Consider the following 25,919-nt stretch of genomic DNA (forward strand, 5'->3'; position numbering starts at 1 on the left):
GCCGCGCCCGACGTGGTTACCTCCCGATAGGGCAAAACGTCTGCATCGGCGGCCAACAGGTAGCGGTGGAGTTCCTCGTCGGGGACGTACCCCAGCCGCAGGCGAATGCGCGGGTCGCCGTGCGCCGCCGCCTCAATGCGCGCCGCGTAGCCCGAGTCCTGCGGGTTGCCCGCGATGAGCAGCACGTACCCATCGCCCTCCAACTGGCGAAACGCCGCAATCAGTTCCTCCACGCCCTTGTAGGGCCGTATCTGCCCCAGGAAGAGGAAGACCTTCTCGTGCGGCTGAAGGCCCAGATGTTGGCGAGCCTCTTCGCGCGTGGCGGTTACGGGATACGCGCCGATGTAGTTCCCGTGCGGGACGACGTACACGCCGCGCCTGCGGCCGTAGAGCGCCGCCAACTGCGCCGCCACGCCCTCGTCGTGAACGTGCACCGCGTCGGCCAGCCAGAACACCCACCGATTGGCCCATCGGTTCAAGCGCGCGTTCTGCCCCTCGTGGTGGGCCAGGTTGTGCACGGTGTACACGAACGTGATGCCCAGAAGCCGTGCCAACAGGACGGCCCTCACCAACCGCGTGAACTTCTTGAGCGCCCGCCAGCGCGACGGCGACGCGATTTGCAATTCCACCCAGTGCAGGTGGATCACGTCCAGCCGCCGATGGCCCCACACCCAGTCGGGCGTGAGGTCGCGGTGAGAAGTGGCGCGCACGCCCGGGATGGCGTCCAGCGCCTGGCGGAGCAACTCCACGTAGGGGTTCATCGTAACCGTTGAGATGAGGGCCACGCGCAGGTTCCGGTCTGCGTCGCGCGGGCGGTCGGCTCCCCATGCGGTCATCTCAGGCCTCCTTCGCGACGGCGCTGCGCCCACGGAGCCGCACGAATTCCCATGCGGCCTGCGCCAACTGGCGCACCTCCGGGTCAATCGCCCACATGATGGCCGCGTACACCACCACGATGGCCACGCCCGCCGCGCCCAGCCGAACGATGGCCCGCGTCAGGCCCCACGTGTTCCAGTACACCAACTTGCCCGCCAGCACGGCGATCACCGAAGCAATCCCCTGGGGCACGAGAATCTGCACGTACTTGCCCCACGAGGCGTGGATGATCTTGTTCGCCAAGAAGACCGAGATGCCGAAATCAATGACCGAGATGATCGCCGAGAACAGGCTGACGCCGACGATCCCGCCCCATCGGATGGCCGGGTACAGGAAGATGAGCATCATGGTCAGCCGCCACAGCGCAATGTAGGTGAGCCACTTGGGTTGCCCGCCCGCCTTGAACACGTTGCCCATGTTGGCCGCCACCGAACGCACCAGCCCGTAGATGCCCAGCAACTGCATCGGCAAGATGGCGGGACTCCATTCGCGCCCATAGGCCTGCGTTACGAAGTTGTCGGCAAACCCGATAGTAGTTACCGCAATAGGCACCGACAGGAGCGACACGTACTTCAGCGCGCGGAAATACACGTTGCGGAACATCTCCAGGTCGCTCTGGACTTTGGAGAACGTGGGGAACATCACCTGATTCACCAGGCGCGTGATCTGCGTGGCGGGCAGGTTGGCGATGGTGTAGGCCAGGTCGTAGAACCCCAGCGTCGCAGTAGCCAAGAACTTGCCGACGAAGACGTTGTCCACGTTGGTGATGGCGAACACCAGCGTCTGGCTCCCCACGATGTGCTTGCCATAGTCAATGAGTTCTTTCACGCGGGCCTTGCTGAAGCGAAGCCTGGGCCGCCACGGCGTGAAGAACCAGATAAGCCCCGCCGCAATAAGCGACACCGCCACCTGGCCATAGACCAGGCTCCAAACGCCGTACCCCAGCATGGCGAGCACGATGGAAAGGCCGTTGCCCAGGACTCCCGCGATCAGGTCGGGAATCACCTTGCGTTTGAAGGCCAGTTCCTTCACGAGGAGCGTAACGGGCACCTGGGCGAACGACGACAGGAGCATGGTGAGCGCCAGCACCCGCATCACAGGGATCAACTGCGGCTCGTGGAAGAAATCGGCGACCCAGGGCGCGGAGAAGAACCCGACGAGGTACAGGGTCAGGCTGCTGGTCAGGACCGTCCAGAAGGCGGTGTCCGCCGCCTCCTCCACCTCCGTCTGCCTGTAGATGAGCGCCGACGTGAACCCCAACTCCTGGAACATCATCAGCAGGTTGATGGCCGGGTTCGCCAGCGCGCGCAGGCCGAAATCGCCCGGAGCGAGAAACCGCGCCAGGACGAGTTTCGTCAAGAACGACAGAAACCGCGTGAAAATCACGGACAATATGACCCAGACGATGGCCGAACCCACCTGCCGTTTCAGGCTCATACCGTCTCCTTCTTACGGCAGACGAGCACGAAATCGCGCGCGAACATGGAAGGCCACACGTGCGCCAGCCACTTGTACACGCTCCGCACCACGGGCTTGCGGAAGAACGCCGGATAGAAGTCCCGCGCCCACAGCGACGCGCTGCCGTCCACCTCCACCGGCTCCAGGTTGCGCGTGCGGCACAGCCGCTTCGCCTCGCCCACGGTGAAGAAGCGCAGGTGCATGGCGTCGGTAGGCGAATGCTGCACGTAGGGGAATCGGCCGAACAGCACCCACAGCCGGCACTTCCAGTGGGCGATGTTGGGCAGGCAGACGATGAACCGCCCGCCGGGTTTCAGCACCCGCGCGCATTCGTCAAACGACCGCTCGTGGAAGAAGCGGTGCTCAATGGCCGAGTTGGACACCACGACGTCAAAGGTGGCGTCGGCAAAGGGCAAATCCTGCGTGTCTATGTCCACCTGCTGGGCGGGGATGCCCTTGTCCCGCGCGCGCTGCACCGCCACCGACGACAGGTCTGTCGCCGTAACGTCGGCCCCGCGCTCCCGCATCTTCTTCGCAAGGACGCCCGGCCCGCAATCCACCTCCAGCACCTTCTCGCCCGCCCTCACGCGGCTCGCCAGCAGTTCCAACCGCTCGTGGTCAAAGGTGTCGTCGGCTTGCGTCCAATAGGCGTCGTAGTAGGCAACTAAATCCATGCTCTCTCCTCTGTGTGTGGTGGCCTCACGCTCGGCGCAGGGCGCGCTTGACCCCGCGCCAGACATTCAGCACGCGCTCCATTCGGGCCTCGTCGCCGCGCACGAGCGCACGCAGCGCCTTCTTGGCGCGGTACTTCCACGGGTGGGTGCGCCTCAAACTCAACTCGCTCTTGAGCGCCATGAATCGGTCGTACTCGTGGGCCAGTTCCTCCTGCGTCAGCGTGGGCAGGTTGAGCACGCTGGTGCGGCTGTAGTACGTGGACAGCGCGCCCGCCTGCGGCACGTAGTACCCCTTGGCCACCGCCACGTCGTGAAGTTCCGTCATGGGGTACGGGTAGAACACCGAGAACTGCAAGTCATCCGGCTCCAGGCGGCGGTTGAGTTCAATCGTCTCCTCTATCATCTCTTTGGTCTCGCCCGGCACACCCAGCATGTTGCACGTGTACGCCTTCAGCCCGTGCTTGCGCAGGCGGCGGAAGGCCGCGATGATGTCCTCGTTGCTCATGCGCCGCTTCAGGATGTCGCGGCGCAGCAGTTCATTGCCCGACTCAATGCCGATACGCACGCCCCTACAGCCGGCGCGGGCCAGCGCCGCCACGATCTCCTCGGACAGGCGCTCCACCCGCGTGTTGATCCAGAACGGGAGTTTGAACTCCCGCCCGTAGGCGTCGCAGAACTCCAGCGTCCACTTCTCGTCCAGGGTGAAGGTGTCGTCCTGGAAGTTGATGGTCTTCACGTTGTAGCGCGCGCGCAGGGCACGAATCTCGGCCAGCACGTGGGGCACGCTGCGGAAGCGCACGTACTTGCCCAGGCCCTTGTAGCGGCTCTGAAGCCCAGGATTGCAGCAATAGGAGCACTGGTACGGGCAACCGCGCCCACTCATCATGTCCACCCAGCCATCGTTGGCCGCGAGAATCTCGTCAAAGGCGAACAATTCGCGGTCGGCGAACGGCAGTTCGTCCAGGTTGGCGATGAGGGGCCGCAAGGGGTTGCGGATGATCTCCTCGCCGCGCCGCACCCACAAGTTGCGGATGTCGTGAAACGGCTGCCCCTCGGCCACGCGCTGGGCCAGTTCGCGGAAGGCGTACTCGCCCTCGCCCACGCACACCGCGTCCCAATTGGGGCTGGCGATGACCTCCTCCGGCGCCAGCGTGGGATGGGTACCGCCGGATACCAGCACAAGTTGGGGCCTGGCTTCCTTCAACCACGCCGCCCATTTCTCCACGAACGGGTGCTGGTGCGTCGTGGACGAGAACGCCACGATGGCCGGGTTAGCGCGGGCCATGCGCTCCAGGAGTTCGTCGCGGGTCGGCTCGCGGTCAGCGTAGTACAGTTCGGTCTCATGCCCGTCCTGCTTGACCATGGCCGACAGGTAGGCCAGGCCATGGTAGAACTTGCGCGCGCCGTAATGCTCCACTCCTTCTATGTCCGGATACACAAACAGAATCTTCATGCGCTCCTCGCTTCTAGTGCCAGAAATAGGGTGGCACCGACACAAACGGCAAAAACAGTTGCGGCCGCGCCTGACGGGTCGCCGTAGGTGTAGGCGTTGCCGACGGCGTGGGCGTGGCGGTCGGCGTCGGCGATGGCGTGCCCGTCGGCGTTGGCGTCGGCGTCCGCGTCGCCGTGGCGGTCGGCGTCGGCGATGGCGTGAGCGTCGCCGTGGCAGTCGGCGTCGGTGATGGCGTCGGCGTAGGCGTGGGCAGCGCGTAGGCCACCCACAGGCGCGGGCCGTTCGGGTTGTCCCCGTCCGACGACGCGATGCGGTACCAGGTGTAACTCTTACTCTGGCCCTTCAGCAACAGGCCCCGATTGGTCGCCGAGTCCGCCACCCACTGGCGCGTCATGGGCCGGACGTTCACCTCATAGGTCTTGAAGACCTGGCTGATGTCCACCACCCCCTCGGCGTCGGGGAAGCGGTCGGTTTCGGTGCTCTCCGCGCCGCTGACGCCCCAGTTCTCCGAGGCGGTGGCCTTGAACCACGTCGCTTCGGCCGCGTTCCAGGCGCGGCGCATCTGGTAGGCCGAAACGGTCAACGTCTCGGTGTTGCGCTGCGAGGTGGCAACGAGGCGCAGCGAACTCCCCAGGACAACGGCGTTCTCCGGAATCGCCGCGGTGTCAAATTGTATGAGCGCGCGCTGATTCCCGTCGGACTGGATCGTCATGTAAGACTCGGAGCCTTTCGGCGTGTTGTCGTCTTTGACGATGTAGGTATCCTCCACGGCGCGCAATTCCACCTCGTGGATTTGCGGGGCCAACGCGGGCGGCGAAATCCGTATCTCGTGCGTGCCCCAGCCCGGCGTTACCGACAGGAACCCCCCGACGGAAGAGGCGTTCGTGTGCGAATAGCGCCCTGTAGCCGCGTCAAAATTCTGCACCACCCACGTGGACGACAACCCCGCCAGCCCCATCTGCTCCAGGTTGAAGCCCAGGGTCATGGATGGCGTGCTCGCTGTGGTGGAAGCGGGCCTGGGATCCTCGCTGGTTACGGTGATGACGCCGTCGGCGTCAAAGGTCGCCGCCACGCGGCTCCAGTGGTCGCTGCCCGTCTGGGTGATGGTGAGCCAGTAGTAGGTGCACGTGCGGTCGGTGAAGGCGCAGCGGCCGTCGGTGCGGACAACCAGGCTCTGGGGCATCCCCACTCGGCGGTACGGCTTCAGAAAGTTCAGAACGCCGTCGCTGCCGCCGGGCCACGGCGTATCGTGCCCGCCGGTGTACAGTTCCACCCTGGGCGGTGTGGCAGCATAGGTGCCGACGGCGTCGGACAGCCGAAGGGTGTGCGAAACCGGTACCACGGTGTCCTGCAGCCCGTGGGTCAAGAGCATGGGGATACTCGCCATATTGGATGCGTACTCAATCGGCGAGCGGCGTTCGTACTCAAAGGGCTTGCCCAGAGGCGACCCGCCGATTTCGTATTCCAGCCAGTTCCGCCTCCAGTCCTCCGTCTCCCAATACCACTGATCCAGGTCCGACGGGCCGCGCTCAATGGCGGCGGCGGCGAACAGATGAGGGTACTTCCCCACCATCCCGCTGGCCATCATCCCGCCCATGGACACGCCCGTGATGTAGATGCGCGATTCGTCCACGCGGTAGTTGGCCTTCATGTAGTTGATGGTGTCCAGCAACTGCTGTTGCACGCTCAGCGAAAGCGTGTGGTTCTGTTCCAGGTCGGGGGCCACCACCAGCCAGCCGTTGCGGTTCGCCGCGTCGGCGTGGATTCCCAGCGCGTCCATCGGCTTGCCGCTCCAGCCGTGGATGCTCACCAACAGCGGCAGCGGCACATCGCCCATGTAGCCCGAAGGGGTCATGATGGCAGCACTGTAGGTCCAACTGCCGTTGCTCGCTTTGAACGACACGGTGCGAATCCTTGCAGGCACCACATCGCCCTCGGCTTCAATGCGGATGTTCACCGCGCCCCACAGATCGGCGGGGTCGGCGTCGGCGGTGATGGTGATCTCGTTGAACCCGCTGGTCAGGATGGCTGGGTCAAACGGCCAGGGGAACGTGCGCCCCGGCTCGCAGGTGCTTCCTCCAGAAGGAAACGAGGTGCCGATCTTGCGGCCGTTCACGTAGATGCTGTGGCCCGCCTTGCTGTTGGAAATGTCCATGATCAGTTTGGCGCGGGTGAGGCTCCCTGTGTACACGAGCAAGACGTTGGTCTTGGCCTCGGTCCCGAATGTGGAGCCTACCTTGACGCAGTCGGTAGCCACGGTGGACGTGATCACCGTGCCCGGCACAGGGGTGGGCGTGGGCGTCGGCGTCGGCGTGCGGGTAGCCGTCGGCTCCGGCGTTACGCCCGGCTCAAAGGTGTAGTAGATGTCCAGCAGGGGGCGCTTCTGGGCGTCATTGAGCCAATCGGATGCCCAGAACCGATACTCTATGATGGACGAGGCCGTCGGCAAGAGCAGGAACCCCTTGTTCGTGTCCGGCGCTCCGAACCAGTCCGAAATCGCCCGGGTAACGTCCAGGGTGTATTCAGCGTTGACGGCATTCACCGTAACCGAAGAGACCGGGCTGGTCTCGCGGTCGCCTGCGCCATCGGCTCCCGCCCCCTCCCAGGGGACGCCCGTGAGGCGGCTTCGCCACGTGGCCTGGCTCGCATCCCAATCCTGGAGCAAACGATACAGTTCCAAGGTTATGGGCCTGTCAGCCGAGCGCCACGAAGTCGTCCACAGATGCAGCGTAGCCGTCAGGATGCGGGCGCCCGTTGGAATCTGCCCCGCCAGGTCAAAGCGAAGGAGGGCACGCTTGGCAGGGCCGCCCGTCCGCACCTGCAACTCGCCCCAATGGCTGGGGTCGTTGAAGTTGGTGTCGGCCGCGTCCTCGTTGATGTACGTATCCGACGCCCCCGTATAGCCGTTGACGTTGTGGCGCAGTTGGACGTGGTAAATCGTCTCCCCGTTCAGCACCCCAACGGGCTGAGGCATGCCCGCGCCCCCCGCCGCGTCCGAGGAATCCAGCGCCGCGCTCCACATCAGAGCAAGCAGCGCCACCGTGCCCACCACAAGCACCAATACCAGCGCTTTCCCGTTACCTTTTCGCGATGCAGATTCACCATGTGTGCCCATGTTCACCCCTAGGTTGACCGTGATCATACCTCCACTGCCCGGCGGCCCCGATAGCGGATGACCTTGGCCGGGACTCCGGCGGCGATGGCGTAGGCAGGGATGTCGCGGGTTACCACCGACCCCGCGCCGATGACCGCGCCCTTGCCGATACGGACGCCGTCCAGCACATACACCCCCAGCCCCAGCCAGACATCATCCTCTATAACGATGTCGCCGCGCGTTGTGATACCCTGCTCGCGAATGGGACGCGAAGTGTCATCAAACCCGTGCTCATAAGGGCTGAACCCGCACCCGGGCGCCATTTGCACGTTGGCCCCGATGCGCAGGTTGCCGAGAAACCCCTTGAGGTTGCAGTTGCTCTGGATGTGCGTATGCGGGCCGATGACCACGCTCCCGCCGGCGCCGACCTCCACGATGGTGCCGCGGTACAGGTGCACCCCTTCGCCCAGGACGATGCGCCCGCCGTCGGGATGCGCGTAGATCGTAACGTAGTCGTCCACGAAACACTGCGGCCCGATTTCCAGGTCTTTCGCCCAAATCTGCGCCTTCGGCGAGATGTACGGGTTGCGCGTCAGGTTGGCCAGGTATTTCTTGTCCTTGTACGGCCCCCGCAGCGCCGATGCCAGCCGCACGCACAGCCCGCCGATGACGGGCGCCCCAGCCCCTTGCATCAAGACGGTTAGCACCTGTTTACGTATCCCCAAGGCCATGCAACTCACTCCTCGCTCGTCGTGTTAGGCCGCGATAAGCCCCGCTGCTACGGCACGGCTCGCCGAAACACCAGCAGCCCATCCGTGCCCCACGCGCGGGTCTCCAGACGCGCCAGCAAGGGGTACATCCGGCGAAACCCCTCCGAAGAAAGCAGCGTTCGCCGGATGAAGATCTCCAGCGCAACGACATAGTCCGGCATGAAGGCATAGATGAGCGGCTCGGGCACGGCATAGTTGCTGTCCGCCAGCGAAGGCTCCACCGGATTGAACGGGATGGCCTGCGGCGAGACCAGCCCCACGGTGTCCAATATCGTCGCATCGCAGTAGTAGCCGAGCGCCCCTATCTCCGGCGCGGCGACCACAGTGGCAGGAGTTACGGCGGGATCCAGCATCAGCGCCACCTCACGGTACAAGTTCTCACGCTCCAGCCACACAGGCCGCCGCAGCGACATCCAACCACCCCCGGCATCCGGAATCAGGTTGTAACCGAACAGTTGCGTTAGCGCCACCGCGCCAACTGTTGCGACCGCTCCCGCGCGGGCCAGGCGCAGCGAACCGAGCCGTCCCTGTACCCACCGCCCCACCGCCACCAGCCCCGCGACGATGCCCGCGACATAGAACGGTGCTGGCAACACGAAGTACCACTCAAACATCAGCGGGTCCGCCACCGAATATGCCGCGACGTAGGCCAGCGGGAAGGCGAAAATGGGCCAGGCGGCGCCGCGTTTCCGCACCCCATCCCACGCCCCCACACCCCATAGAGCCGCCTGCACCACCCCAAGCAGCGGAAACCACGGCGTATAGTGCTCGTACAGGAGCACGCTGCGCGCAGGCCATGCGAGGAGCGCGCGCAGAATCGGCAGATTCCCCAATCGCCCCGCAATCTGATCTACAAAGAGATTGCTGAACCGGCTGCAGAAGTTGATGAGCGCCGCAAACGCGGGCATGGCCTGATACGATTGCTCTTTGGCCCACAGGCTGTTCGTAACCGGGCTGCCGAAGTACGCGGTGGCAAAGGCAACCCATGGCAGCACCACGAAGGCAAACACAGCCGCCTCGCGCCACGCGGCCCATCGCCTGACCGCGAAGATGCCCAGAAACGCCAAGCCTGCGGCGATGATGGCGTCGGGCCGCGTGAGCACGGCCAGGCCGAAGACCGCGGCCGATGAGATGAAGTGCCCACAAGCATACAGGCAGAACGCCGCTACGAGGAGCATTGTGCAGAACGACGTTTCCATCCCGGTAGTCGCGCCCGCGACGCTCTGCGAACACAGGGCAAACGCCGCGGCGCCAAGCACCGCGCCGCTCTTGCTGCCGGTCAGTCGCCAGATAAGCCCCGCCAGCAGGATGCACGTCAGCCCGTCGCTCACGGCGCTGATCGCCAGCGCAAGGTGGGCATGGGACACAGGGAGCGCGCTGCCCAACCCGGCCAGAAGCAGGGTGAACAGCGGCGTAGTCGTGCCCAACACCCGCTCACCCACGTTGTACACGAACCCCAGGCCCTGCGCCAGGTTCCGAGCGTAGCGGAACGTGATGAAGGCATCGTCCACAACCTGCGGGCCTTGCAGGTAGCGCAGGGCCATCGCCACAAGCGCCGCCAACCCGACGGCCCAGGTGTGCCCACGTCCCTCGCCCCGGTCGCGCCCGAAGACTGCGCGCATCATGGTGCCACCTCCACGTATCCGTTCCGGCGAAACCACTCCACAGCCTCCGCCAGCGCCTGTCGGATGGGCGTCTGGGGCATGCCCAGTTCCTCCACGGCGCGGCGGCAGTCGCACGTCAGCGCCGGCGGGAGAAACCCCCTGCGTCCGGCCGCGCCGCCCAGCGCCAGGCGCACGGCACGCAGCGGCGACTGTCGGGGCGGCCGCGCCACCCGCACCCCCGCGACCTCGCCCACCAGCCGCAGGAATTCGTCCCGCGTCAGGTTGCCCTGCACGTTGCCCAGGATATAGCGGCGGCCCGGCTGCCCCCGCTGGGCCGCCAGGATATGCCCGCGCGCCACATCCTTCGCGGCCACCACGTTCAGGCCGCCCGGCGGAAACGAGGGCGTCTTGCCCCGGAGCGCGTCCAACACCCTGCGCCCGCTGGACGAGGGCTTCACGTCGCCCGCGCCGATGGGCGATGTGGGGTTGACCACCACGACGGGAAGCCCCTCCCGCGCCATGTTCAGCGCCAGAAGTTCGGCCAAGTACTTGGAGCGCACGTAGTGGCTGCATGAATCCCACAGGTTGAATTCCACATCCTCATTGGGCAGCGAGCCGTCGGCGGGCCTGCCGATGGTGCCGATGGTGCTGGTAACGACAACGCGGGCGTAGCGCAACCCCGCCGCCACCTGCAAAATGTTCCGCGTTCCCACCACGTTGGTCTCGTACATCAGCGCGCTGTCGGCCTCGCTGGTGGAGTAGAATGCCGCGACATGGAACAGCGTGTCGCATCCCTCCATGGCCGCGGCCAGGCTGTCGCGGTCGCGCAAGTCGCCCGGCGCCACCTCCGCGCCCAGTCGCTCCAGCCAGCGGGTGTCGTGCCCAGGCCGCACCAAAGCGCGCACCGGCACGCCGTCGCCCGCCAGTTCGCGCACCACAAGGCCACCGATGAAACCCGTCGCGCCCGTTACGAATGCCTTCACCGACCAAGCCTCCTCGCAACCCTCGCCAAAAGTCCGCGCCGCGCCTGCGCCGACGGCGGCGTCCACGACGCGCGGAGAACCTCGGCGCGGCGCTGTGCATCCCCCGCAGGCACCGCCCAGTCCATGGATGTGCCCGGATACCTGTCCACAACCTTGACGTGCAACGCCGACGGCCGCATCTCCGCCACGAAGCGCGCGGTCTCGGCGATGGCGGCGTCGCTCTCCTGCGGCAAGCCCGTGAGCAGAAACACCCGCAGCGCGACGCCATGGCGCGCGCAGGCCGCAGCCACCGCCAGGGCGCGCCCGCGGTACACCTCCGCGCTGGCGGCGTCGCGCACGCGCCTCGCGGCCACAAGCACCGCCGTGTCGGCGGACTCCACGCCCAACTTCACCGCCGTGCACCCCGCCCGCGCCATCGCCTGCACCAGTTCGGCGTCCAGGTCGTCGGCGCGCGACTCGCACTCCCACGCCAGGCGCACCTTGCGCCGCGCCAGCCCCTCGCACAGCGCCAGGACGCGGTCGCGCTCCCGGGCGAAAACCGGATCGCGGAACACCACCCGCGCCGGTCGGAACTCCCGCGCCAGATACGCCATCTCGTCCACGATCTCGTCCACCGGACGCGGGCGGAACCGATTGCCCTGGGCCACGATATACGGGCAGTAGGCGCAGGCGTGGTCGCACCCCTTGCTGCCCACGACGGTGAGCATCCCGTAGCCCTGCCAGCGGAACAAATCCCACGCGGGCCGCGGCAGATTCTCCAGGGACTGCACCTGCCGTGTCGGTGCTCCGGGCTTGCTCAACACGGCTGGCGATAGCGCCCCACGCCACCGCTCCGAATCCGTCCCGAACAACGCCAGGAAAAGGCCCAGCGTCCGCTCCGGCTCGCCGACAAGCCACGCCACATCGGGAACCGCGCGCTGCGCATCCTCCATCCACGCCACCGACGCGCCGATCGCCACAATGGGCGTGTGGGGAAGGGCCGCGCGCGCCGCCCGCAGAAAGGCGACATCCGCCTCCCGCGTAGCCCACGACACCTGCACGATCAACCACGTGGGCATCTGGCCGGCCGCCCAGGCCACCGCCCGATCCACCGAGTCGCCCTCCAGGACGCCATCGCGCGCCACGACTTCCAGCCCGCCATCCCGCAAGGCCCCCGCCACCGCCGCCAGAGTGTGCGGCGGGTACAGGAACGCGCCCGGTTCGGGGTACACATTGCCCATGCCGCCCGCGCCCTCGCGGTTGGCGGTCGTACCCGGCAGGCCGGGCGGGTTCACACAAACCGTGCGGCTGTTCACGGCGCACCTCCCCCCAGGGCGTACACCAGCGTGCGACCCTTGTTGCCCACGAACTGGTACACTAGTTTCAGTTCCGGCGGGGCCGTCTCGGCGTGGAGCAGCGCCTTCATGTGCGGGCGGATGACCGTAACCTCGCGTTCGTCCACCACGACGTAGTCCACGTCATAAACGCGGGCGTACTGCAGAAACTGGGGCATCTCGGCGCGCGGCGAGGGAACCCAGTCCAGTTCGGCGTACAGGGCGATGGCCAAATCCCGCGCCATGACCACGCTACCGGCGGGCGCGTGGCGCTTGAGCCACAGCCCGGCCTCGCGGTGGCCGAAGTCCGTGCTCCGCCTGCCCTCGCCCACGGCCACCACGGTCAGGCCCAGAAACGCCAGGCTCACCAGGACGAGCGGCAACGCGACCAACAAGCGCCGCGCCCACGCCGCCAGCGGCCGGTCTGCCAGCAGCGCCTGCGCCGTGTCCACGGCCCAGTCGCCCATGACGACAGCGCCCCGTCCCACCCAGGCCAGCGCGATGGGCAGCGCTGGCGCGAAGAACCGAATCTCCACGTGGAACGGCAGGAATGCGATGAGCAGCGGAGTGAGGGCCGCCGCCCAGTACAATTCCGCAACCGCGCGCCGCCTGTCCCAGGGCGCAGCAAACCACGCCAGGCCCACGAAGACGAGCAGCAGCGTCGGGAATACGGTTATGTCAAACCATGCGTCCAGGAGCAGGCGGAAGTTGGCCCACACGCGGCGCAGCGCCTCCATCGGGCTTGCCGCCAACTCCGCGGCCAGGTCGCGCTGGAATCGTTCGGGCGAGTACCAGATGATTTCGCGGCCCGTGCTGTCCAGCGACGCCGTAACGCGGTCGTACTCGGCGGGGTCGCGGGCCAGCACCGCCCGCCCGATGTCGTAGGTAACGCCCAGTTTCCCGCTCACCATCCACCGGCCGGTCTGCGCGTGGATGTACACCAGGTAGGGCATCGCCACCAGCAGCGCCGCCAGCAGGTATCCGCCCAGCGCCAACCACGCCTTGCCCGAACGCGCCTGCCGCCGCGCCACCACGCCCACCGCCAGCACCAGCGCGCCCAACGCGGCGTAGAAACTCCCCTCGGGCCGCGTCAGGTAGGCCAGGGCGAACCCCGCGCCAGCGGCGACGGCAGGCCCCACGCGCCCGCTCTCGGCAGCCACCCACGTGAGCCACAGCCCCGCGAAGATGCACAGCAGATATAGCGGCTCCGTCATCGTCCCCCAGTACAGTACCGAGGCGTTGAGGGCCGGACACAGCGCCAGCAGAAGGCTCGCCGCCAGCGCCACGCGCCCGCCGAACAGTCGCCGCACCAGCGCGAAGAACGGCACAATGAGCGCCGCGCCCGCCAGGACGTACACCGCATCGCTGGCGGCCTTCAGGTTGCCCAGCAGCCGGTAGAACAGGCTCGCCACCAGCGGGAACAGCGGCGCGTAGTGCAATTCGGGGTGGCCCGCCACCGAGAAGCCGCGCCCCGTGGCCAGATTCCGCGCCAGCGTGAGGTAGTCAGGCTCGTCCCAGCGGATGGCGCGGTCGGCCCATAGAACCAGCGCCAGCCGCACGGCCAGCGCCAGCAGCGCGATGCCCGCCACCGCGACGTATTCCTTTCGCCCCGCCCGTTTGCTCTCCAACACGATTCCTCAAACCCTCGCCTGTACCCGCGACGCCGTCAGCGCCGCCGATACACAAAGACATCCGCCCCTTCCGTAGCCATCTTGCGGAAGCGGCCTTCATGCTCCACCAGGTCGTACTGCTCGTCCAGCGCCGCCTTCAGCACCCTGATCTGGCCGAAGTAGGGGTCGTTCGGGTACATGTCAAGCGGCGCGATGAGCCAGATTCGGCCATCGAGCGCGCCGGTGGCCACGAATTCCAGCGTGGGCGACACCGCCTCGTCCGCCTGCTCCCAGCGGGCGCGCCAGCCCTGCCAGATGATCTCCTCCACGCGGCCGGGCGGCTGCGGGAATGCCACCTGCGCCTGCTCGCCCGAGAAGTAGAAGTTGAACGGCGTGGCCAGGTAGTCGGGCGCGATGATGACCACATCGTCCGGCCCGGCGGAGTCCTGCACGTACCGCGCGATCTCGCGCATGGCCGACACGGGCTTGGCGTACAGGTTCTGGAGCGCCGGATACCAGAACAGCAGCGCGATGACCGCCAGCGCCATCAGCCCATACGCCGGGCGCAGGCCCGAAATCGCCCGCGCCAACAGGAAGCACAGCGGCGGAAACACCGCCATCGCCACATACGACGGGATCAGCCCCTGCGTGCGGCTCGTGGCCAGAATGCCCACCGCCATCGGGAACAGCAAGGCCAGCACCACCAGGTCGGTCGCGGGCGAGAACTCGTAGGCCACCGCCAGGCGCTTGCGGGATACGGTGAACGACAGCACCCCGATAGCCAGCAGGAGCACATACGGCAGCGGACGGTCGCCCGGCCAGGTCATGGACGTCAACTCGTTGAAGATGCGCCAGAAGTGGCCGATAGGCGAGTTCTCGCTGCGCACCCAGGGGCCCATGACGATGCCCGGAATGCGGAACTGCTCCAGGAGCGTGGGCAGCCACGGCAGATACAGCAGGCCCACGCCCGCCAGCGACACCATCCACGCGCCCAGCGAGGACGGCCGCCGGTCTCGCATGAGCCAGTGCCACGCCACGAACAGGTTCTCGGCGGCAAACACCAGGATGCCCCAGTTGTGGCTGTACATCATCAGCACCGACGACACCACCCAACCGGCCCAGTATCGGCGCATGTTGTGGCGCGTGGCGTCGTACAGCGTCCAGATGGACAGGAGCGCCAGGAGCGGCAGCAGCGTGTACATCCGCGCCTGCCGCGACACGAGCACGTGCATCGGCAACAGGGCGCCAATGCCCGCAGCCAGCACGCCCACGTACCGGCCGAACATGTCGCGCCCGACCGCGTACAGGAGCGGGATGGTGGCAATCCCCAGCAGCGCCGGCAACAGGCGGATGCCGAACTCGTTGGTGCCCCAAATCTTCGCCCAGAAATGCATGAGGAAGAAGAACAGCGGCGGGTGGCCATCGGCGACGAGCGCCCCCGTGATTCCCGTCGGGAACGACTTGGCGGCGACGAACAGCCCCTGTGCCTCGTCGCGCCACAGGCCATCCGCGCCCAACTTCCCCAGCCGCAGCGCCGCGCCCGCAAGGGTGAACGCCGCCACCGTCCACACGTCCCAGCGCAGGCGCGCGGCGACTTTGCCCAGCGCCTGCCTCAACTGCGAAATCCCTTTGCGCAACAACTCCATTCACCCATCTCCAGCGTGCGATTACGGATTCGGTTTGATTCGGTACACCATCAGCGTCTCGCCCTCGCTGGTGTCCACGTGTACCAGTTCCAGTTCGGGCGGTATCTGCGTCTTGTCCATCAGGAAGGCCAGTTGCGGCCGGAGTTTCTCCACCTCGCGGCTATCCAGCACGAAATAGTCCGCCCCAACGTGCCGAGCGTAGCGCAGCACCTCGGGCCAGGTGGCGTTGGGCGTGGGTTCCCATCGGGCATCCGCATAGAACGCGATGGCCGGATAGCGCGCCATGATGACCGTGTCCCGCGTCGTAGGCAGCGCGTCCTTTATCCACAGGCCAACGGTCTTGTGCGCGAAGCGGAACGAGCCGCGCGCCGTGTTGTCCATAATGCGCGGGAGCGCCACCACGAGCATCGCGACGATGAGGAGCGTGGGCAGCCATGTCCCCCAGCGCCGCCAGCGCGGGGCCTCCGACGCCCCGAACAGCAGGCGCGCCGTCCCCGCGACCCACTCGCCCAACCGGACGAGACCCGCCGCAAGCCACAGGATGAGCGTCGGCAGCAACGCCGCGATGTACCGCTCCTGGATGAAGAAGACCAGGAACGCCATGACCGGCAGGAGCGACAACAGCATGAGGAACTCCCGCTTGGCGCGCGTGCGGCTCCAGGTCTCGCCGAACAGTCCCAGCCCCACCAGCGGCAGGAAGAAGTACGGGAACATGCGCGGCGAGAACGCCTGCGCCAGGAGCGCCAGGACGTTCTGATACACCAGGCGCACGAACTCCGCGGGCGCTTGCAGGATGGCCTCCACCATGCTCACGTGATAACTCTCGCGGGAGAAGAAGAACACCTCCAACCCGGTGGAGTCCAGCCCCCACGTGGCCTTGTCAAAGGCCACCGTGTCGCCGTAGGCCAGCCGCCAACTGGTAACGAAAGTTACGCCCGCCTTCTCGCTGATCATCCACGCCCCCGTCTCCAGGCGGACGTAGATCATGTAGGGCATGAAGATGAGGGCGAATCCCACCGCCAGGCACAGCAGTTCCAGCGCTACGCGCCGCGCCTGTAGGGGCGGGTTTGCAGCCCGCCGGCCCGCAATCCACTCGCCCAGGCGAATCACAACGAGATAGAACAGCAGGATGGCGAAATAGGCGATCCCCTCCGGGCGAACGATGTACGCCGCGCCCGCCGCAAGGCCCGCCAGGAACACCGCCCACGCGCGCCGCCGCTCCATCCCCGCAAGGAGCGCGAGCAGAGCCCCATACGCGAAGAAGTAGTAGGGCGGCTCGGTCATCGTGCCCCAGAACAGGATAGTCCCCGTGAGCGCGGGATAGACCGCCGCCACGAGCAGCGCAATATACCCGGCCTCGCGGCTGTAGATACGCCGCGCCAGCAGGTACAAGGGCACCATGAGCGCCGTGCCAAACAGCACGTAGCAGATGTCGCTGGCGGTCTCCAGGTTGCCCGTGATGAGATAGAAGACGGCGCTCAGGAACGGATACCCAGGCGTGTGGTGCACGTCCGAGTAGCCCGTGAACGAATAGCCGCGCCCCTCAAACCAGTTGCGCCCCAGCCACAGGTAGAACGGCTCGTCGCCCCACACCACGCGGTCCACGAACAGCACCAGCCCTAGCCGCACCAGAAACGCCAGGCCGACCAGCAGCCCCACCCACAGCCATTCTCGGTTCCGCGAAGTCTGCCCCGCCCGAACGGTCATTCCGTGTCTTCCACCTCCGCATGCTGCGCGGCGCGGGCCTCGGCCAGTTGCGCCTCCAGGCGACGCACCCGCTCCTTCAGGATCGCCACCTCCTGCGCCAGAACCTTCGTCCGCTCGCTGAAGCGCGAGATACTGGTGGAGAACTGGAACAGGATGAACAGGATGCAGACCGCCGCCACCAGCCCGATGAACGCCGGCGGGTACGTGATGCCCAGGGCGAACGAGATGGCGTCCAGCAGGTCAATGACGACGGGCAGCAGCACGAGGACGATGCCGGTGAACAGCCACAGGATGGCGTACTCCTCTTTCAGTTTGCGGGTGCGCACCAGGTTGACAACGAACACCAGTATCCCGACGCCCACCGCGATGAGCAAGATCCTCGCAGCAAGGCTCATGTCTCCCCTCCTTGCGCCGCCGGCGCAGGCAATTTGCGCCACAGGATGTAGAAGACCAGCGCGGCCAGCAGCAGCGCGCCGAACATCACATGCGAGCGCACGAACCGCACCGGTATGGGCGGCAACCGGAACCACTGCCTCCCCAGCATGAAGTAGCCCACCACCAGCGCCCCAACTTCCAGCCACGACCACGGGTAGGTGCTCACGGCGCGGCAGGCCACGACAATGAGCGGCAACAGCGCCCACACGAAGGCATAGACCTGCGAGTGGGGCTGCGCCAGCAGGAGCACCAGGATGGCCGCCGAGAACTCCATGTCAAACCGCCGGTCTCGCGCATCGGTGCCCTTGCGCGTCAGCCAGGCCAGCGCCGCGCCCAGGACCGCCGCGCCCCCCAACCACAGGCCCGTCGCCAGGCCCGGCAGTTCCAGCCCGCGCAGCGTCGGCCAGAACACGTTGGGGCGGAACAGGCGGCTGAAAAACCCGTTGAGCGACTGATTGAGCGGAAACGCGCTGAACGCCCCGCCCGCATAGACCCCCCACGCCTCCGTGTACGCGGCGAAGTTCTCAGGCCCGGCGATGAGGATGCTCGCGGCCAGCACCACCGCGCCGATGCCCAGCCCCCACGCGGCCGCCTTCCATTTCCGCTTCCACGCCAGGAACAGGATGAGCGCGCCCGGGAAGAACTTGATGGCGGTGGCGAACCCCAGCGCCGCCCCTGCCCACTCGTCGCGCCCGCGCTTCAGCGCCAGGAACGCCAGCGCGATGAGCAGGAACAGCAGGATTTCCACCTGCCCCAGGCGCAGACACACCGTCGCCGGATAGTAGCCGTACAGCAGCACCAGCGCCACGACCGCCCCCGTCCAGTCCAGCCGCCCGATGGCCGCCAAAATCGCCGCGCACGCGCCCAGCAAGAACAGCGTCGTGAGGCCTGTCCAGATGGCCGCCGCCACGTCGTAGGGCAGATAGGTCAGCGGCACGGTCAGGATGGCCAGCAGCGGCGGGTTGGCGTAGGGCCAGCGTATGCTGTTGTCTCGCATGTTGAACTGGCCGCTCTCCAGGGCCGCCTTGAACCCCGCGCTGTCGGCGTAGATGTTCTCACCGGCGCGCAGCCGTTCGGCCGCTTGATACTGCACCTCAAAATCGTGATTGTTCGTGATGCGATAGACGCCCACGCCCCACCACGCCACAAGCGCGACCAGAACCGCAACGACGACAACTTGTAGCCACCGATTCATGAGGGCTGCGCCTCCTTCACCGAGTTGACCTGCGCCGCCCACGCCTGCAAGACCTCGCGCATGGGCGCGAAGGCGAAATCGCGCAGCAAGGCCCGAACCTTGGCCAGCCCGCCCCTGCGTCCCCAGTAGGTCGCCACGTGCTCAAGCGGGGTCAGACCTTTGACCTTGGGCGTGCCCTCGTACAACTCCCACGGGTGCACGTACACGACAAAGGGCCGGGTGCGGTTGACCTCGCGCAGGCACCGCCGCACCAGCCGATAGGGCCACAGCCGCAGGTACGCCCCGCCCGAAACGGGCAGCCGCAGCCCCGCCACGTCGCACACCGTCATGGGGAATTCCCACAGCGGCCCGCGCGGCTCCTCGCGCCTCACATCCGCCGCCGAGATGCGGTACGGAGCCAGCGGCGCGCCGGGCACCCCGTACAATGGCGTCCGTGCGGGGAAAATGCTGGAATCGTAGGTGTACCCGAATTCGCGCAGCACCGGCACGGCCCAGCGGGTGTCCCGATTCAGCGAAAACGTGGGCGCCCGGAACCCCGCAGGCCGCCTCCCATCCAGAACACGGTCGTAGAGATCGGAGAACTCGCCCAGTTCGCGCTCCAACTCGGCCTCCGACATGGTCCACAGCGGGCGATGGCTCATGCCGTGGCAGGCGATTTCGTGCCCCAGGTCGTGGATGCGGCGGAACAGGGCCGGATGCTTCTTCATCACCTCGCCGACGACGAAGAACGTCGCGCGGACGCCCGTCTCCTCCAGCAAATCCAGCAGGGGCTGGATGGCTTCCTTGGCCTGATCCTCCGGCGTCGCGGGGAGCCGACGCTGGCGCAGGAGTTCAGCCTGGTACCACTCCTCCACGTCCACGGTGAATGCGTTGATCACCTGTACCATTCACTTACCTCCCTGGCGGATTCCGTTTTGTGAGGGGCGAATGGCGTTGGTGTGCGTTTGCTTGCGGAGCAGGACCACAAAGATAGACAGCAGCATCTTGACCACGTAGTAGATGGGCTTCCAGCCGGCGTGCATGGACGTGCCGCTGATCCGCGCCCGAACAACGACGGGAACCTCCACGACATTGAACCCCGCATGGTGGAGCACGATGAGCGTGTCGGCATCGGGAAAATCCGTCGGATAGTTGTCGCGCGCGAAGAACTCCATCACCTCGCGCGTGAGGGCCTGATACCCCGATGTGGGGTCGGTGAAAGGCCGACGGGTAACCCGCCGCACGATGGCGCGGAAGATGCCCATGCCCGTGCGGCGCGCCCACCCTGCGTCGTACTCCATACGGCCCAGGAAGCGCGACCCCAGCGCCACGTCCGCGCCTTCCTCCACCGCGCGCAGCAGCGCCGGTAGGCTTTGCGGGGCGTGCTGGCCGTCGGCGTCCATCATGATGCCGATGTCGTAGCCGTGTTCCACCGCGTAGCGAAAGCCCGTCTGAACTGCGCCCCCGTAGCCTAGGTTGCAGGGCAGGCTCACCACCGTGGCCCCTTTACGGCGGGCGCGCTCGGCCGTATCGTCCGTGGAAGCGTCGTCCACCACCAGCACGTCCAGGCCAGGGTCCACGGCCCGAATCTGATCCAGGACGGCCTCTATGTTGTTGGCCTCGTTGTGGGCCGGCATGATGACCAACCGACGTTTCCCGCTCAAGTTCTGTGCTCCCAGGTCAGTTTTCCTGCGCGTGCTCGTCGCCTGCGCGGCGCGCCGCTCCGCGTCCCCCCGGCGGGCGACCCAACCGCAGGCGCAATACAGTATCCAGGGCGCGGTAGATTTCTTTCTTGGAGACTTTGGACGCGCCCCGTCTGCGATTTTCAAAAATTATGGGCACCTCGCGGATACGGTAACCCATCCGCTGCGAGCGGTACAGTATCTCTATCAGAAACGAATATCCCTCGGAGAAAATCTCGTCCAGGGCAATGCGCTCCAGGACTTCGCGACGGTAGCAACGGAACCCAGCCGTACAGTCATGGGCGCGCAGCCCCAGCATGATTCTGGCAAAGGCATTGGCCCCCCAACTCAGCACTTTGCGCGGCAGGGTGCAGAACCGCGTCCCGCCGCCCCGCACGTACCGCGACCCGACGACCAGGTCGCATTCGCCCATCTTGTCCACCATGGCGGGGATATAGCGCGGATTGTGCGAGAAATCGGCGTCCATGCTCAAAATCAGCCCCGCGCCATCGGCCAACGCCCGCTTGAACCCCGCGATGTGAGCCGTGCCCAGGCCCAGTTTGGCGGGGCGATGAATCGGGATAATCCGCCCATCCTCGGCAGCCAGCCTGTCCAGGATAGCCCCTGTCCCGTCGGGCGAGTTGTCATCCACCACGATGACGCGCAAATCAAGCGGCAGGGCCAGCAACTGCCACACGAGCGGCTCTATGTTTTCGGCCTCGTTGTATGTCGGGATGACAACGGCAATGGGATCAGACTGCATGTTTCACCTCATCCTGCAATACAAGTACATTCGGATTCCAGACCGCGACAACCAGCAGCGCCATCGCCGCCAGCCCGCTCAGCACGCACGTAACCGCAATATAGGATGGCTCTCTGTACGCGAACAACACCTCGTGCTCCCCAGCCTCCAGTTCCACGCCCAGGAGCATGTCGTCCACGCGCTCCAGCGCAGCGGGCGCGCCATCCACAGACACGCGCCAGTGCGGATACCAGCCCTCGCTGACCACGAGCAGCGCCCGCGAGGTCGGCGCCGCCTGCACGCGGATGCGCGTGGGGCTTTCGCGCACGTAGGCCACGTCGCCGCCCACAGGCTCTGCCGACGCCGCAGGCGAACGCAACACGGCGAACGGACGGTAGTCCGGCTTCTCCAGTATCTCCACGGTATCCGAATCCCACACGGTCTGCGCGAATCCGGCGGCCACGGCACCGGCGCGGATGGCGCTGTACTGCGGGTCGGTCTTGCGCAGCATGGCGTAGCGCGCGCTCAGGATGTGCAGCGCCGTGTTGTAATCGCCCCAGTCCAGCAGTTCCCACGTGTGAATCGGCGTCCCCTCCACCCAGTGGCCCGCGAAGCGCAGCACCGGCGCCAGCGGCAGGGAGTAGGACGCGGCGTAGCGCACCGCGTTCTGACTCGCGGGTTCCCACAGCCGCCAGTCCCCGCCCTGTTGGGCCAGGAATGCGTAGGCGGCCCGCTCATCGCGGGTAAAGTAAGAGTCGGTCGTCGTGAAGACTCCGCCGGCGGGCCGGAAATCCACGAGAATCACCAGCGCGGCCAGCGCCAGCCACCCATTCACCGGCACGCGGCGCACGGCGCGCTCCAGCGTCAGAAGCCCAAGCCCCGCCAGTACCGCCAACGCGAAGACCACCAGCATCAGCGCGCGGAACGGGATGAGCGTCTTGAACAGGGGCAGCGCCTGGAATGGATTCCACGCCACCGTGGGGCCGAACGCCATCCAGAGGGCCAGCGCCCCCAGGAGCGCCACCACCCACGCCTCGCGTTGCCTGCGCAACTGTCCGAGGCCCAGCGCCGCAAGCCCCAGCACGGGCCAGCCCAGGTACCATGCAAACAGCCCGCCGAAGGATTTCCATATCGTCGGCAGGGCGGCGGTGTCCACGGGCACGCCAACGCGCCGCAGGAGCGCGCCCCACAACAGCGCGGGCGCCGCCGAGTAGTCCGCCAGCAGCGCCGTCGCCGCGCCCCCCGCGCTCCCCCGCATGTGGTACGCGCCCAGGTGCTTGAGTTCCACCGTCGCCGGAAGCGCCATGCCCAGCGCCACCACCGCCGCGCCGAGGGCCACCCCGGCCAGGCGCAGCAACGCCCCGCCCGGTGCGGATTCGCGGCGCGCCACCCGCGACAGTTCGCGCAGGGCCGCGTAGCCCCCGAACCACACCGCCGACACCAGCGCGCGCTCCGGACTCACCCACGGGAACAGCCCCAGGCACAACGCAGCCAGGGCGAGCATCCGCGCGCGCCTTTCGGGACGGCGCAGCGCCAACTCGTAGAACAGAAACGGCAGCGGCAGCAGCGCCCAAAACGGAACAAACTCCCACCAATCCACCGCCGTGTGGATATGGTACGGCGCGATCATGTAGACCAGCCCGGCCACCAAGGCAGCCTGCCATCGCCCCGTGAGAAGCCGCACGTATTCGTACATCGCCACACCCGACGCCGCAAACCCCAGAAACGCCACGCCCTTCAGCGCCTGCTCCATCGGGATGCCAACCCACCCGATGAGGGCCATGCCCGCGTACAGCGGCCAAGCCAGCAGGCGCATCCACGGGAATCCGCCGAACTCCCACGGGTTCCACGGCGTCAGGAATCGGCCCTGGCGCAGTTCGTCCAGCACAAACCACGACGTGGCGAACTGCACGATCATCTCCATGCGGGGCGACGTGGGCAACCGCCCATTGAGCCAGCCGCGCATGAAGAACAGCATCACCACGCCCAGGAACGCCCAGTGCGCCCAGCGGCTGCCGAGTATTCGCTTGTACCCCTCGCGGCTATCCGCGGAGGTGCCAGGCGATGACCTCGTCAATCTTGTCCTCCAGCCGTCCCTTCGGCTCGTAGCCCAACAGGCGGCGCGCCTTAGAGATGTCGGGCACGGAATAGCGCAACTCGCCCGGGTGGGCGGGAGCGTGCTCGGGCCGAATGGTCGGGTTCAACTTGCGGCACAGCAGGGCGGCCACTTCGTTGACCGACGTGGCGTGGCCCGTGCCGATGTTGAAGATTTCGCCCGCCACGTCCTTCAGCGACGCCAGCACCGTCGCGTCGGCGACATCGCCCACGTACACGAAATCGCGGCGCTGCTCGCCATCGCCGAAGATGACGGGCGGCTCACCGGCCAGCAACCGCTTGATGAAAATCGTGATGACGCCCACGTAGGGCGTGTAGCCTTGGCGCGGGCCGTAGGTGTTGAAGTAGCGCAGGATGACCGGCTCCAGGCCCAGCGTCTCCGCCAGGCACAGCAGGTACTTCTCGCCGGCGAGTTTGCCCACGCCGTAGGGCGAAATCGGCTCCGTGGGGTGGGTCTCCGGAATCGGGGCGGGCGTCGGGGCGTCGGCGTACACCCCCATGGACGACGCATACACCAAGCGCCGCACCTTGCGTTCGGCGCAGGCTTGCAGCAGGGTCAGCGTGCCCATGACGTTGGTCTGCGCGTCCTCGTAGAAGCGATCCACCGAGGCACGGATGCTCACGCGCGCGGCCAGGTGGAACACGATGTCCACGCCATCCAGGGCGCGCTCCACCGCCGCGGGGTCGCGCACATCGCCGACGACGAGTTCGGCCCCGTCGGGCACGTTCTCGCGCACGCCCACCGACAGGTTGTCCAGCACGCGCACTTGCGCGCCCAACCCCAGCAGCCGCTCGGCCACGTGCGACCCGATGAACCCGGCGCCCCCTGTTACAAGCGCCCGTCGGAATCCAGGCCCGTTCATGGCGCGGTCTCCCTCAAGTCCAGCGTTACCTCCGGCGTTACCAGTTGGCGCACCAGGTCGTGGGGCGCATCCACGACGGTGCCCGACAGAATCAGCGAGTCCTGCACGAGAATGGGATGCTTCACCACGACGCCGTCGCCCAAGACGGAGTTCTGCACGCGCGCGCCTGGGGCCAGCGTTACCCCCTCGCCGATGACGGCGTTGACGCCCAGCCGCTGCAGTTCCGCCAGATTGCATTCCAGCAGGTCTTTGGCCACCGTAACGTTCACGTCCATGTCCACCACTTCGGCGGGATACACAGGATAGCCGTCGTCAATGAGAATCTGGATGGAATTGGTGAGTTCGTACTCGTCGCGCTGGGCAGTCCGAGGCGTGCGGCGGATAGCGTCAAAGATGGACAGGTCAAAGGCGTAGATGCCACAGCCCTTCAGGTTGCTGGGCGGGCACCGAGGCTTCTCAATGACCCGCGTAACAATGCCGCTGGGGTGGACGACGACGGCAAAGTTGCGGCTGATACGGGCGGGGTCGGCCTCCCGCTTGACGGCCAGCACAGCGCCGGCCCTGCGCTCCCAGAACATCTCCACCATCTCGTGGAGCCGCGGAGCCGCCATGAAAATGTCGCCTAGGAATAGCAGGAAGGGGTCGTTGACGTAAGGCTCCAACTGGCCCACCGCGTGGGCAATGCCGAGTTTCTCCTTCTGCTCCACGTAGGTGATGTGCATCCCAAGCCACGCGCCGTCGCCGAAGCGCGAGACGATGCCCTCCTTCAAGTGGCCCACCACCAGAATGACCTCGCGGATGCCGATGCGCCGCATGTCTTCCAGTTGGTACTGCAAAATCGGCTTGTTGCAGACGGGCAGGAGTGGCTTGGGCCGATAGATGCTCAGCGGCTCAATGCGGCTTCCCTGCCCCGCCGCCAGAATCACTCCGATCATCTTGCCATTCATGAACCCACCCCCTGACGGGCGTCGCCGCCTAGATGCGGTTGAGCACCCGCGCCCGATACAGAATCTGCTTGAACTTCAGATAGACCAGAAACCAGCCCATCTGCCAGGCCGTGCGAAACGTCTTGAGTTTGGACTGCCCCGCCAACCGCTCCGAGTGCGTAATCCCCACCTCGCCGATGCGGTAGCCCAGCGTCTGCGCCTTGACGAGAATCTCGGTCGGCGTCGGATAGCCGCGCGCCTCAATCGGAATGGCCTGGGCCACGTCGCGGCGCAACAGTTTCAACGCGCAGTTTGTGTCGCGCAGGCGCAGCCCGAACATCAGCCGCACCAGCACGTTCAGCCCGCGGTCGGCCACCACGCGCACGAAGGTGTCGCGCTTGCCCTTGCGGTAGCCCGTTACCAGATCGTACCCGCCGCGGCGGAGTTCGGCCAGCAGCAGGCGATACTCGGCGGCGTCAAACTGCCCGTCGGAGTCAATGGTAACCACGTAGTCGCCGTCGGCGTGGGCGATGGCCTGCGACAGGGCGTACCCGTAGCCGCCGTTGGGCTTGTAGTCCACCACCACCAGGAACGGAATCTCCGCCTGCAGTTCGCGCAGGATGTCCGCCGTGCGGTCGGTGCTGCCGTCGTTGGCCACGACGATTTGGCCGCGAATGCCATCCTCGCGGATGACCTGCGCCCAGTAGCGCACCACCCGCGCGATGCCTTCCTCCTCGTTGTAGGCCGGCGCGCAGATGGAGATTTCGGGTCTATCCTCTGTCCGCTCGTCCATT

General features: G+C 66.5%; 21 protein-coding genes. All 21 read right to left on the bottom strand.

The genetic code is table 11. The features are described 5' to 3' along the window. The coding region (locus H5T65_03645) for a glycosyltransferase family 4 protein (GenBank protein MBC7258319.1) at nt 1-836 on the bottom strand (836 nt) is incomplete at its 3' end. Nucleotide 837: 1 nt separating this feature from the next. Then, nucleotides 838-2,313, bottom strand: coding sequence for a lipopolysaccharide biosynthesis protein (locus tag H5T65_03650; protein MBC7258320.1), 1,476 nt, complete (start codon nt 2,311-2,313; stop codon nt 838-840). Beyond that, complete coding sequence (locus tag H5T65_03655; protein MBC7258321.1) at nt 2,310-3,008, bottom strand: class I SAM-dependent methyltransferase; 699 nt, start codon at nt 3,006-3,008, stop codon at nt 2,310-2,312. The genes H5T65_03650 and H5T65_03655 overlap by 4 nt, the downstream gene beginning before the upstream one ends. 25 nt (nt 3,009-3,033) lie before the next feature. Beyond that, entirely contained in the window at nt 3,034-4,461 is a 1,428-nt protein-coding gene (locus H5T65_03660; protein ID MBC7258322.1) for a radical SAM protein, read from the bottom strand. 13 nt (nt 4,462-4,474) lie between these two features. Then, entirely contained in the window at nt 4,475-7,501 is a 3,027-nt protein-coding gene (locus H5T65_03665) for a DNRLRE domain-containing protein (protein ID MBC7258323.1), read from the bottom strand. A gap of 98 nt (nt 7,502-7,599) precedes the next feature. Then, nucleotides 7,600-8,247, bottom strand: a complete 648-nt coding sequence (locus H5T65_03670; protein MBC7258324.1) for an acyltransferase — start codon at nt 8,245-8,247, stop codon at nt 7,600-7,602. Nucleotides 8,248-8,333: 86 nt separating this feature from the next. After that, on the bottom strand, nt 8,334-9,950 hold the full coding sequence (locus H5T65_03675; protein MBC7258325.1) for a hypothetical protein: 1,617 nt from the start codon (nt 9,948-9,950) through the stop codon (nt 8,334-8,336). Further along, the gene (locus H5T65_03680; protein ID MBC7258326.1) at nt 9,947-10,912 is read right to left on the bottom strand and encodes an SDR family oxidoreductase; all 966 of its coding nucleotides are present in this window, start codon (nt 10,910-10,912) and stop codon (nt 9,947-9,949) included. Before H5T65_03680 ends, H5T65_03675 begins: the two co-directional genes overlap by 4 nt. Then, complete coding sequence (locus tag H5T65_03685; protein ID MBC7258327.1) at nt 10,909-12,207, bottom strand: radical SAM protein; 1,299 nt, start codon at nt 12,205-12,207, stop codon at nt 10,909-10,911. Before H5T65_03685 ends, H5T65_03680 begins: the two co-directional genes overlap by 4 nt. Beyond that, the gene (locus H5T65_03690) at nt 12,204-13,856 is read right to left on the bottom strand and encodes a glycosyltransferase family 39 protein (GenBank protein ID MBC7258328.1); all 1,653 of its coding nucleotides are present in this window, start codon (nt 13,854-13,856) and stop codon (nt 12,204-12,206) included. Before H5T65_03690 ends, H5T65_03685 begins: the two co-directional genes overlap by 4 nt. A 35-nt stretch (nt 13,857-13,891) precedes the next feature. Next, nucleotides 13,892-15,481 carry a glycosyltransferase family 39 protein gene (locus tag H5T65_03695; protein ID MBC7258329.1) on the bottom strand — a complete coding sequence of 530 codons (1,590 nt, stop codon included), beginning with the start codon at nt 15,479-15,481 and terminating at the stop codon, nt 13,892-13,894. Between the two features lie 21 nt (nt 15,482-15,502). After that, nucleotides 15,503-17,188 (bottom strand): glycosyltransferase family 39 protein, encoded by a 1,686-nt coding sequence (locus H5T65_03700; GenBank protein ID MBC7258330.1) that lies wholly within the window; start codon nt 17,186-17,188, stop codon nt 15,503-15,505. Next, the gene (locus H5T65_03705; protein ID MBC7258331.1) at nt 17,185-17,583 is read right to left on the bottom strand and encodes a DUF2304 domain-containing protein; all 399 of its coding nucleotides are present in this window, start codon (nt 17,581-17,583) and stop codon (nt 17,185-17,187) included. Before H5T65_03705 ends, H5T65_03700 begins: the two co-directional genes overlap by 4 nt. After that, entirely contained in the window at nt 17,580-18,818 is a 1,239-nt protein-coding gene (locus tag H5T65_03710) for a DUF2029 domain-containing protein (GenBank protein ID MBC7258332.1), read from the bottom strand. Before H5T65_03710 ends, H5T65_03705 begins: the two co-directional genes overlap by 4 nt. After that, nucleotides 18,815-19,705 carry a polysaccharide deacetylase family protein gene (locus H5T65_03715; GenBank protein ID MBC7258333.1) on the bottom strand — a complete coding sequence of 297 codons (891 nt, stop codon included), beginning with the start codon at nt 19,703-19,705 and terminating at the stop codon, nt 18,815-18,817. The genes H5T65_03710 and H5T65_03715 overlap by 4 nt, the downstream gene beginning before the upstream one ends. Then, a complete protein-coding gene (locus H5T65_03720) occupies nt 19,706-20,434 on the bottom strand; it encodes a glycosyltransferase family 2 protein (GenBank protein ID MBC7258334.1) in 729 nt (242 codons plus the stop codon). A gap of 43 nt (nt 20,435-20,477) precedes the next feature. Then, nucleotides 20,478-21,242, bottom strand: a complete 765-nt coding sequence (locus tag H5T65_03725) for a polyprenol monophosphomannose synthase (protein ID MBC7258335.1) — start codon at nt 21,240-21,242, stop codon at nt 20,478-20,480. Continuing rightward, the gene (locus H5T65_03730) at nt 21,232-23,298 is read right to left on the bottom strand and encodes a hypothetical protein (protein MBC7258336.1); all 2,067 of its coding nucleotides are present in this window, start codon (nt 23,296-23,298) and stop codon (nt 21,232-21,234) included. The genes H5T65_03725 and H5T65_03730 overlap by 11 nt, the downstream gene beginning before the upstream one ends. After that, nucleotides 23,264-24,199, bottom strand: coding sequence for an NAD-dependent epimerase/dehydratase family protein (locus H5T65_03735; GenBank protein MBC7258337.1), 936 nt, complete (start codon nt 24,197-24,199; stop codon nt 23,264-23,266). The genes H5T65_03730 and H5T65_03735 overlap by 35 nt, the downstream gene beginning before the upstream one ends. After that, nucleotides 24,196-25,146 carry an NTP transferase domain-containing protein gene (locus H5T65_03740; protein MBC7258338.1) on the bottom strand — a complete coding sequence of 317 codons (951 nt, stop codon included), beginning with the start codon at nt 25,144-25,146 and terminating at the stop codon, nt 24,196-24,198. The genes H5T65_03735 and H5T65_03740 overlap by 4 nt, the downstream gene beginning before the upstream one ends. 28 nt (nt 25,147-25,174) lie before the next feature. Next, complete coding sequence (locus H5T65_03745; GenBank protein MBC7258339.1) at nt 25,175-25,918, bottom strand: glycosyltransferase family 2 protein; 744 nt, start codon at nt 25,916-25,918, stop codon at nt 25,175-25,177. Nucleotide 25,919 lies beyond the last annotated feature (1 nt).

The sequence above is a fragment of the Chloroflexota bacterium genome (assembly GCA_014360805.1).
In the GTDB taxonomy this organism is placed as follows: Bacteria; Chloroflexota; Anaerolineae; order DTLA01; family DTLA01; genus DTLA01.